Consider the following 2,515-nt stretch of genomic DNA (forward strand, 5'->3'; position numbering starts at 1 on the left):
ACCAGCCCATCCGCAAGGCTCAGTTGTCCAAGCACGCGATCGACCACCCGAATCATCTCCCCTTCATGCCGGACATACGGAATCACCAACTCAGTTCCGTGCAAAGCCCTCCTTGTGGGAGAAGGTGTCGCCGAAGGCGACGGATGAGGGGTGCTCCAGGGAAAGCCAGCGTTTCACTCCGCTGGAACACCCCTCATCCGTCTCGGCGCTATCGCGCCGATCCACCTTCTCCCACAAGTGGAGAAGGAGGAGCCACATCTGGCCCTACACCTCTCTTCGAAAACCCGCTACACAGCCCCGCATGAACCAGCACGCCAAGCTCCGGATCGGTCATTCGGCCTGTCCGCATGACTGCCCCTCCACCTGCGCGCTCGAAGTCGAGCTGCTCGACAACAACCGCATCGGCCGCGTCCATGGCGCCAAGGCGAACAGCTATACGGCCGGCGTCGTCTGCGCCAAGGTCGCGCGCTATGCCGACCGGGTACATCATCCCGACCGCCTGCTGAAGCCGCTGGTGCGCGCGGGCGCCAAGGGCGAGGGCGCCTGGAAGGAAGCGAGTTGGGAAGCAGCGCTCGACCTCGTCGCGGAAAAATTCATCGCGGCGGAAGCGAAATACGGCTCGGAGACCGTCTGGCCCTATTTCTATGCCGGCACGATGGGGCTGGTGCAGCGCGACGGCATCGAGCGGCTGCGCCACGCGAAAAAATACTCGGGCTTCTTCGGTTCGATCTGCACCAATCTCGCCTGGACCGGCTGGATGATGGGGACCGGCGCGCTGCGCGGGCCCGATCCGCGCGAGATGGCGAAGGCCGATTGCGTGGTGATCTGGGGCACCAATGCGGTGGTCACGCAGGTCAACGTCATGACCCATGCGACGAGAGCGCGGAAGGAGCGCGGCGCGAAGGTCGTCGTCATCGACATCTACGACAACGCCACGATGAAGCAGGCCGATCTCGGCCTGGTGCTGAAGCCCGGCACCGACGGCGCGCTCGCCTGCGCGGTCATGCATGTGCTGTTCCGCGATGGGCTCGCCGACCGCGCCTATCTCGAAAAATACACCGACGATCCGCGCGGGCTGGAAGATCACCTTCGCAGCCGCACGCCCGAATGGGCGGCGGCCATTACGGGCCTGAGCGTCGCCGAGATCGAGGCCTTCGCAACGCTCGTCGGCACGATCAAGAAGACGTACTTCCGCCTCGGCTATGGCTTTGCGCGCCAGCGCAACGGCTCGATCAACATGCACGCCGCCTCCTCGATCGCCGCAGTCACCGGCGCCTGGCAATATGAGGGCGGCGGCGCCTTCCATTCCAATTCCGGCATCTTCAAGCTGAACCAGGACGTGCTCGAAGGCACCGCGATGCGCGATCCGAACATCCGCTATCTCGACCATTCGCGCATCGGCCCGGTGCTGACCGGAGCCGAAGACGCGCTCTATGGCGGACCGCCGGTGACGGCGATGCTGATCCAGAACACCAATCCGGCCAATGTCGCGCCGGAGCAGCGGCTGGTGAAGCAGGGTTTCCTGCGCGAGGACCTGTTCACCTGCGTGCACGAGCAGTTCATGACCGATACGGCCAAGCTCGCCGACGTCGTGCTGCCGGCGACGATGTTTTTGGAGCATGACGACCTCTACAAGGGCGGCGGCAACCAGCACATCACGCTCGGCCCCAAGCTGATCGAACCGCCGGAAGGGCCGCGCACCAACCACTACGTCAATGAAGAGCTCGGCAAGCGGCTGGGCGTCGGCGACCGTCCAGGCTTCGGCCTGACCGAGCGCGAGCATATCGACATCATCCTCGGCAAGCGCGGGCTCGGCAGCTTCGACAGCTTGAAGGCTGAGAAGTGGGTCGACCTGCAGCCCGACTTCGACGACGCGCATTTCATCAACGGCTTCGGCCATGCCGACAGGAAATTCCACTTCCGGCCAAACTGGACAGGGCAGTCGGCGCCCAACCGGCCGCCGAAAAGCATGGGTCTGTTCGGCCCGGTCGATCGGCTGCCGGAATTCCCCGACCATGTCGAGCTGATCGAGGTGGCGGATGAGGAGCATCCGTTCCGGCTGGCGACCTCGCCGGCGCGCAACTTCCTCAATTCGAGTTTTGCCGAGACGCCGGTGTCCAAGGCAAAGGAAGGCAGACCCGAACTGCTCATCCACCGCGAAGATGCCGCCGCGCTCGGCATCGAGGATGGCGGCCGCGTCGAGGTCGGCAACCGGCGCGGCGACCTTGTACTGCACGCAAGATTCTTCGACGGCGTGAAGCGCGGTGTGGTCATCGCCGAAGGCATCTGGCCGAACAGCGCGCATGAGCGCGGCGAGGGCATCAACGTGCTGACCGGCGCCGACGCGCCCGCACCCTATGGCGGCGCCGCCGTCCACGACAACAAGGTGTGGCTCAGGGCGCTCTGACGAACTCGGCTACTTCGCCGCCTGCGCGTCCAGCGTCTTGATCTCTTCGGCCGCAGCCTTGCGCGCCGCCGCCTCGACACCGGACCCGCCCTTCGCCAAGGCGAAGGG

At 65.2% G+C, this 2,515-nt stretch carries 1 protein-coding gene; it reads left to right on the top strand.

Features of this window, described 5'->3' with window-relative positions; genetic code table 11:
* The first annotated feature begins 301 nt into the window (after positions 1 to 301).
* Positions 302 to 2,407, top strand: coding sequence for a molybdopterin oxidoreductase family protein (locus tag EOA28_RS32210; RefSeq protein ID WP_128315682.1), 2,106 nt, complete (start codon positions 302 to 304; stop codon positions 2,405 to 2,407).
* Positions 2,408 to 2,515 lie beyond the last annotated feature (108 nt).

It is taken from the genome of Mesorhizobium sp. M2A.F.Ca.ET.067.02.1.1, assembly GCF_004023285.1.
GTDB lineage: Bacteria > Pseudomonadota > Alphaproteobacteria > Rhizobiales > Rhizobiaceae > Mesorhizobium.